This is a genomic window from Mycoplasmopsis felis ATCC 23391, assembly GCF_000701865.1.
In the GTDB taxonomy this organism is placed as follows: Bacteria; Bacillota_I; Bacilli_A; order Mycoplasmatales; family Metamycoplasmataceae; genus Mycoplasmopsis; species Mycoplasmopsis felis.
Genome location: NZ_JNKA01000031.1, coordinates 1 through 7,096 on the forward strand (window position 1 = coordinate 1; position 7,096 = coordinate 7,096).

Sequence of the window (7,096 nt, forward strand, 5' to 3'; positions counted from 1 at the left end):
AGAAAAATTACTAAAACAAAAACTTCTTTTCCAACAGAAGAATCACTTATGAAATCAGTATATTTTGCTATAAATAATCAACTTGCAAAATGAGATAAAATTACTCCAAACTGAGGACAAATCTTAAGTCAATTATTAATAATATTTAAAGAAAACAACTAAAAATTGTTTTTAAAATTAAAGTTTTTTGTCTTACTTTTTTTTAAAAAAGTAAGGTCTCCCTTGATTGCAATGAAGGGACGGAAGGGTTAAAAAAACAAAAACCAAACAAAAACCAAAAAGCGGAAATGACATTCCGTCTTTTTGACATTTTGTTTGGTTTTTTTGTTATAATAGAACTAGATTTGTGTTTTGCTATCACTTTTCTCTTACTTTAAAAAGTAAGTTAAAGAGAATTTACACAAAATATAATACAGTCCCTATTAAACTAAAAAATATTCAGACTTCCTGAATATTTTTTAGTTTTCTTTTTAATTATTCTTTATAAGATTTATTTTGCTTTGTTATTTGAACCAAATTCATGTATCTTTTCTTTTACAACTTGACACATTGCTTCAAAACCTGGTTTATATAATTTACGTGGGTCAAAATTTTTACCTTTTAAATCTTCACCAGAAGTTATATAACTTCTTAGTGCTTTATGATTTGCTTGCTGTAATTCTGTATTAACATTTATTTTTGTAACACCAAGACTAATTGCTTTTTTAATTTGTTCAGTAGGGATACCACTACCACCATGCAATACAATTCCTACTCCAGCTGCATTTGATATTTCTGTTAATGTTTCAAAACTTAATGTAGTTCATGATACAGGATAAGGTCCATGGATATTTCCGATTCCCGCTGCTAATACATCTATTCCTAGAGAAGCAATTTTTCTAGCTTGTTCTGGATCTGCGAATTCACCATCACCAACTATACCATCTTCTTCTCCGCCTATTGTTCCTACTTCTGCTTCAAAAGACATATTTTTTGATTTAGCTAACTCTAATAATTCTTTTGTTTTTGAATAATTGTCTTGGAATTCTAAATGAGAACCATCAAACATTAAAGATGTATATCCTTCTGTTGAAATAGCTTTCTTAACACCTTCATAAGAACCATGATCTAAATGAAGAGCAACAGGAACTGTAATATTTAAATCTTTAATCAATCCCATTACCATACCACTTACAACATTGAATCCGCCCATGTATTTAACTGCACCTTCTGAAGTTGCAACAATAACTGGTGATTTTTCTGCTTCTGCAGTTAATAAAACTGCTTTTGCTCATTCTAAATTATTTATATTAATGTGAGGAATTGCATATTTTCCTTCTTTTGCTTTTTTTAGCATTTCTTTTGCATTTACTAATGCCATTTTTACTCCTTAAATTAATTTATTAAACGTTTTTTTCAAGTTCCATCCATATTACGAGAAAATTCTTTATCTACTGTAAGCAATCTATAAAGTTCTCCCATTTTTAATTCACGAACTTTTTCATAATCTTTTCCGTTTTCGGTGTTTACAAATTTTTCAATTCAACTATCTTTTAATAAAGATTCAACTCTTTCGAAAATTTCATAAAACTCATATGATTGATTGTAATCTTCTGAAACAAAATCAATTGCTATTTCTAACATTGTTGTACTTTTCATTTTTGCCTTTCAACATTATTGTATTTAAATTTTATATTTTTATTTATGTTTAAAAAAATTCTTATAAATTTTTTGTGGAACTAATTACATTGTTTTTGGTGCTGATATACCTAATAATGATAAACCAAGGTTCATAACTAGTTTATAACTTAAAACTAAACTTGCATATGATGTTTCATATTCATGATTTTGTAATCTTGTTTCTTCATAAAAACTATTAAATTTTTTGACTAAATTAACTAAATATTGAGTTAGTAAATTTACCTTAGATGTATTTACTATACTTTTAATTAAATCTGGAAATTGATCTAATATTAATAGAACTTTTTTAGCTTTAGATGAAAAAATTATATCTTTATTTATATTAGGTTTTTTAAGTTTATTCAATAAAGAAACTGCACGAGAATAACCATATTGAACTATATAAACAGGATTATTAGTATCATTTGAATTTGCATAATCTATATCAAATATAAAATTGTTACTTATTTCTCTAGTTAACATCATAAATCTTATAGCATCAGGTTTTGACACTTCTAATAAATCACTTAAAGTAACACTGGTTCCCGATCTTTTAGACATTTTAAATTCTTCACCATTTTTCATAAGTTTAACTAATTCAATTGTTAAAATATCTAGTTTGTCTGGTTCATAACCCATACATTTTAAAGCTATTTTCATTCTTGCTATATAACCCGAATGATCTGCTCCTCAAATATTTATTAATTTATCAGATTTTAGTAGTTTAGTTAAATGATAAGCTATATCAGGTAATAAATATGTATTGTTCCCATTACTTTTAATTAAAACACGATCCTTATCATCACCAAATTGAGTAGTATTTAAATATAATGCACCATCTTTTTTATATAAATTATCTGATAATTTATCTAAAACTGGTTTAATCAAATTATTATCAAGAATACTTTTTTCACTTGTAAATGTATCAAATTTGACATTAATACATTCTAAGTCATATTTTATTTTATCTAATAAAATATCTACTGCTATTTTTTTTAATTTGTTATATTTTGTTTCATTTATCTCTAAGAAATAATCACCATATTTTTCTTTAACTATTTTTGCTACATAAATAATATCATTACCTTTATAACAGTCAGTTGGCATTTCTTGGAAAATATTAAATAATTCTTTATATCTTACTAATAATGAATTAACTAAAATTTCAATTTGATGCCCTGCATCATTTACATAATATTCTGATTCAACGTTGTGTCCAGCATGTTTATATATGTTTACTAATGTACTTCCATATACTGCTCCTCTAACGTGTCCTACATGTAAATAACCTGTTGGATTTGCAGATACATATTCAACATTTATTTTTTGTTTTTGAATTATATTTTTTCCGTAATTATCTCTTTCCTTTACTATGTTATTTATAATATCAATAAATGCTATATCACTTAAAACAATATTTAAAAAACCTGGTTGAGCAATGTCTATTTTACTAATTCATTTGCTTTTTAATAATTTATTTTGAATTACTTTTGCTATTTCCATTGGACTTGTTTTTTTATATTGCTTTAAGATAAATGCTATATTCGTTGAATAATCGTATGAAATATCATTATTATTTAAATTTGGTTCATTAACTAAAAAATTTAAGTTATTAAAAGCTATCGCTGAATCAAAATAGTTTTCATCTTGAATTTTTTTTATTATTTCTAAAATATTTTCTTTTAACCTTTGTATAATAGTCATTTTTCTCCTATTTAATTAAAATAGTCTATATTTATAAATTATATATTATTTAATCATAAATATTTATAATTTATTATCAATAAAACACATTTAGATAAATAAAATTTTGGTAAAATATCAAATATAATTGCATAATAAGGGGAAATAATGGAAATAAATAAAACAGATATGTGTGAATGTAAACCTTTTTTTGGTTGTGTATGTGGACATGAAGTACCAAAAAAAGTTATAGATATTGTTAATGCTTTTGGAGGAATACATAATATTGTTGGTTTTAGCAATAGTGTTTCAGAATTAAGATATGATTTAAAAAACTTGTCTATAGTTTCAAAAGATGACTTAATTAAACAAGGTGCAACTAATATAACTTTCTTTTATGATCAAAATCATATTCATGTAGAATTTGGTGATGTGGTAGAAGAAGTAAATTTTGAAATTAAGAAATATTCACAAATTCTTAAAAAGCAAGAACAAAACACACAAACAAATACTACTAAAGAAACTAAAAATAAAACTGAATTTGAAATTGAAAAAGAATTAGAAGTTCTGTCATTAACAAATGGAAAAGTTATTGGGTTAAAAGAATTAAATGATGGAATTTTTTCTGAAGGTTTAGTAGGTAATGGTTTTGCTATTAAAATGGATACAAATCAAAAATCAATTGAATTAGTTGCTCCTTTTGATGGAAAAATTACTAATGTTCCTGCTAATAAAAATCAATTTATTTTTAAATCTAATAATGGTGTTGAACTTTTAGTATTAATTGGTTTAGATAGCCATAAACTTAATGGAATTGGTTTTATAAGTAAAGTTCAACCTAATACAAAAGTTAAATCTAATCAAGTAATTATGCAAATTGAAATCGAAAAATTTGTAAAAGAAAATATTGATACTCACTTAATTATTACTATAACTTCTGATTCCAGATTAAAAAATATCACTCAATTAGAATCAAACAGTGTATTAGAAAAAAAATTATTTAAATTAACTTAATTTAAAAATATAATGTAAATATATGAAAAATTTACATTATATTTTTTGTTAATGATATTTTCATTATATTTTTCATAAAAATAAAATTATTAAGTTTTTTTTATGTTCTTTATGTTTAATGTTCTATAATAATAAAACTTAATTTTTTAATATCAAGGAGCAAATATGAAAAAAAGAAATCACGTAATTATATTAATAAATGGTAAAAGAAGAAGTGGTAAGGGACTTTTAACAAATGCTTTATCTGAAAAACTTTCTCACAAATTCAATGATAATGTTCACATTTTGTCTTTTGCTGAACCTATTAAAAAAATCACACAACCTATTTTAGATGAAATCAACTGAGATCAAAAAGATAAAGAGATAGTTAGACCTTTATGAATTGCTATGGGAGAAGTAGGAAGAAATATTAACAATAACATTTGATGTGCTAAAGTATTTGATAAAATCAAAGAAACTATTGACTTGTCTATAGAAAACAATAAAAATACATTATTCATTATAGATGATATGAGATTCCCTAATGAATTAGATTATTTTAAGAAAAATATAAAAGATTTAGAAACTAAATTGAATCATGAAACAGATGTTTCTAAAGTTATTTCAATCAGAATTGAAAAATTTATGGATGCTGAAAAATTTGTAAAGGGTGTTGATGATAATTCAACAGAAATAAGTTTTGATAAATTAGTGAATATTGCTTTTGACCATATTATTCCACAAAATACAATGATTAATCAAGAATGGGTTGCTGATTTTAAAGGTGTTGAAATAGCAGCAAACACCATTATTCAAAACTTTTTTAAATAATGGCTCGTAAATATTGAAATAATATTCACTATATCATTGACAAAGAAAAAAGAGTAATAAAATTACTGCCAGATTTTTTTAATGAGTTAAAGACCTTTGATAAGCGGAAAGGTTATAAAAAAATTGGAGGTAGTTCTGTTGGTGATATTTTAATACAAAATAAATTTAAATCTCAATTTAATGCTTTTTGTCATATAACAAGATTAAAATTACCTGTTCTATCAAAAAAATATATTAATGCAGGAATTATTTTAGAACCTAAAATCTTTGACGTTTTAAGAAATACATTAAAAAATCAAAAAATTGAAAATTATAAAGCTGAAGATTATAATTATGATTATTTTGCTGGTGTTGATGATGTTTTAAGTGGTGTTCCTGATGGTTTTATGCCAGAACATAATATGATCTTAGAAATTAAAACTGCAGGAGAAAAAAAACAAGAATTATGGCAAAAAGATGGTGTTGATCCTTCTTATCGTAAACAAGCACAATTATATGCCATTTTAATGTCCAAAAAGTTAAATACAAGAATTGATAAATATAGTATAGTTGCACTTTTTTTAAAAGATGAAGAAGGAGATTATCTAAAACCAGAAGAAATTGATTTAACTAAAAGAAAAATAAAAACATACACATATAAAGTAAATGAAAATGAAGCAAATGAAGATATTAAACTAGTTAAAGATTGATATTACAAATTTACAAATACAGATATATCTCCTGAATTTAATTTTTTAGATGACGCAGATCAAATAGCATATTTAGAATGTCAAAATAATGAAGAATATCAACAATTAATTAATAAATGAAAAAGTATGGGAAAAGCAGATTTAGATTTCAATGATTAAACTAATAATAGCAACTGATTTATATGGTGGAATAGGTTATTTAAACAAATTACCATGAAATATACCAAATGAACTCAAATTATTTAATAAAATCACTCAAAACGCTACATTATTAATGGGTTTAAACACTTATTTAAGTTTACCTAGTTCATTTGATTTAAAAAATAGAAAAATTATTGTTCTAAGTAAATATATTGATTTTCCAAAGCATATAAAAATAAATCAAATATTAAATACTCAAGAACAAATAAATAATCTTTTTTTTAAATATAGAGAAAATAAAAAAGATTTATTTATTTGTGGCGGGAAATCAGTTTATGAACAATTTTATAATAAAGCAAATATTATAATTATTTCTGTTATTAACAACATTTATAAAACAGATACAAAAATTTCATTTATAAATAAAAATAAATTAATAGATGAAAATATAATTTATAAAGATAAAGATTTTATTACATATCAATATGAACTAAATTAAAGATGAAAAGGAACTGTATTATATTTTGTGTAAATTCTCTTTAACTTACTTTTTAAAGTAAGAGAAAAGTGATAGCAAAACACAAATCTGGTTCTATTATAAGAGAAAAAACCAAACAAAATGTCAAAAAGACGGAATGTCATTTCCGCTTTTTTGCTTTTTGTTTGGTTTTTGTTTTTTTAACCCTTCCGTCCCTTGATTGCAATCAAGGGATACCTTACTTTTTTAAAAAAAAGTAAGACAAAAAACTTTAATTTTAAAAACAATTTTTAGTTGTTTTCCTGCGTTTCCCAGAATCTCTAAAAATAGTTAGTTTTTAGAGATTTTTATATAACTATGTTATATAAACTTTTTAGTTTTTATACTTGTTATTACTTGTTATTATGATATAATTAAATTATGAAACTTATGCTTTACAATACTTCAGGTAAAAATACAGTTTATAAAAATATTGGATATTTTGATAATTCGGGTTCTTATAGAAAAAATGTAAAAATTTTAGGTTTGGGAAATAGTTTGTATTTGAAAGAAATAAATCCGGACTATGAAAAAATAATAAAAAGAATAATAACCAAATATGATGAAAGAGTTAATGTAACTT

General features: G+C 23.6%; 8 protein-coding genes and 1 pseudogene. 6 read left to right on the forward strand and 3 right to left on the reverse strand.

Going from position 1 to position 7,096, the window contains the following annotated elements; translation table 4 throughout:
* Nucleotides 1-162 (forward strand): annotated as a pseudogene (locus tag T405_RS04160) (IS256 family transposase); the annotation flags it as partial.
* 328 nt (nt 163-490) lie between these two features.
* Here T405_RS04160 and fba read toward each other — a convergent pair.
* The 3 genes from fba to argS all read right to left on the reverse strand — a co-directional run bounded on the left by fba (nt 491) and on the right by argS (nt 3,363).
* On the reverse strand, nt 491-1,360 hold the full coding sequence (fba, locus tag T405_RS03275) for a class II fructose-1,6-bisphosphate aldolase (RefSeq protein ID WP_036431186.1): 870 nt from the start codon (nt 1,358-1,360) through the stop codon (nt 491-493).
* A 14-nt stretch (nt 1,361-1,374) separates the two neighbouring features.
* On the reverse strand, nt 1,375-1,638 hold the full coding sequence (gene rpoE / locus T405_RS03280) for a DNA-directed RNA polymerase subunit delta (RefSeq protein ID WP_036431189.1): 264 nt from the start codon (nt 1,636-1,638) through the stop codon (nt 1,375-1,377).
* Between the two features lie 84 nt (nt 1,639-1,722).
* A complete protein-coding gene (gene argS / locus T405_RS03285; RefSeq protein WP_036431192.1) occupies nt 1,723-3,363 on the reverse strand; it encodes an arginine--tRNA ligase in 1,641 nt (546 codons plus the stop codon).
* 147 nt (nt 3,364-3,510) lie between these two features.
* On the opposite strand from argS, the gene T405_RS03290 reads away from it, so the two are divergent.
* From T405_RS03290 to T405_RS03310, 5 genes are all read left to right on the forward strand, one after another.
* Nucleotides 3,511-4,356: a PTS sugar transporter subunit IIAB gene (locus tag T405_RS03290; protein ID WP_036431195.1), complete on the forward strand. Its 846-nt coding sequence runs from the start codon at nt 3,511-3,513 to the stop codon at nt 4,354-4,356.
* Between the two features lie 165 nt (nt 4,357-4,521).
* Nucleotides 4,522-5,166: a hypothetical protein gene (locus T405_RS03295; protein WP_036431198.1), complete on the forward strand. Its 645-nt coding sequence runs from the start codon at nt 4,522-4,524 to the stop codon at nt 5,164-5,166.
* The gene (locus T405_RS03300) at nt 5,166-6,014 is read left to right on the forward strand and encodes an MAGa7180 family putative nuclease (protein ID WP_036431201.1); all 849 of its coding nucleotides are present in this window, start codon (nt 5,166-5,168) and stop codon (nt 6,012-6,014) included. The genes T405_RS03295 and T405_RS03300 overlap by 1 nt, the downstream gene beginning before the upstream one ends.
* The gene (locus T405_RS03305) at nt 6,007-6,495 is read left to right on the forward strand and encodes a dihydrofolate reductase (RefSeq protein WP_051619559.1); all 489 of its coding nucleotides are present in this window, start codon (nt 6,007-6,009) and stop codon (nt 6,493-6,495) included. Before T405_RS03300 ends, T405_RS03305 begins: the two co-directional genes overlap by 8 nt.
* A gap of 399 nt (nt 6,496-6,894) precedes the next feature.
* Nucleotides 6,895-7,096: hypothetical protein (locus T405_RS03310; RefSeq protein ID WP_156951255.1), on the forward strand; the 202-nt coding region annotated here is incomplete at its 3' end.